This is a genomic window from Variovorax sp. WDL1 (assembly GCF_001541225.1).
Taxonomy (GTDB): domain Bacteria; phylum Pseudomonadota; class Gammaproteobacteria; order Burkholderiales; family Burkholderiaceae_C; genus Variovorax.
The window spans coordinates 2,584-3,404 of record NZ_LMTS01000143.1 but is presented as its reverse complement, the minus strand read 5'-3'; the positions used below and the strand labels follow the sequence as shown (position 1 = coordinate 3,404).

Genomic DNA, 821 nt, shown 5'->3' with positions numbered 1-821 from the left:
CGCGCAGTGGGTGGCACCCGATGCCAGCACCGACGACGCCGGCCGCTGCCTGCAGCAGCCCGTCGCACAGCATGCCGCGCAGCAGATCCGCGCCGCGGGCAGTGCCCAGGTGGTGTCGGTCGAAACCGAGCGCGTGCGCGAAGGTCCGCCGCTGCTGTTTGACCTCGGCACCTTGCAGGAGGTGTGCTCCAAGCAGCTCGGGCTGGACGTCCAGGAGACGCTGGAAATTGCCCAGGCCCTGTACGAGACGCACAAGGCTACGACGTACCCGCGTTCGGACTCCGGCTACCTGCCCGAAAGCATGTTCGCCGAGGTGCCCACGGTCCTGGACAGCCTGCTCAAAACCGATCCCACGCTGGCGCCGATCATGGGCCAGCTCGACCGCACCCAACGCTCGCGCGCCTGGAACGACGGCAAGGTGACGGCGCACCACGGCATCATCCCGACGCTCGAACCCGCGAACCTCTCCGCCATGAGCGAGAAGGAGCAGGCGGTGTACCGGCTGATCCGGGCGCACTACCTGGCCCAGTTCCTCCCGCACCACGAGTTCGACCGCACCGTGGCGGATCTCTCCTGCGGCCAGCAGAAGCTGGTGGCCACGGGCAAGCAGGTCGTCGCCCGGGGCTGGCGCCTGGTGCTGACCGAGCCCGACCGTGAAGGCAGCGCCGACGAAGATGGCGACGCATCTGCGCGCAGCCAGGTGCTGCCTGCGCTGTGTGACGGGATGGCATGCCAGGTCGCCGGGGCCGACATCAAGGCCCTCAAGACGATGCCGCCCAAGCTCTATACCCAGGGCGAACTGGTCAAGGCGATGAAGGGCA

At 68.5% G+C, this 821-nt stretch carries 1 protein-coding gene; it reads left to right on the top strand.

Features of this window, described 5'->3' with window-relative positions; translation table 11 throughout:
- Positions 1–821, top strand: an 821-nt coding sequence (locus APY03_RS44145; protein WP_232324341.1) for a DNA topoisomerase, incomplete at both ends; no start/stop codon positions are given.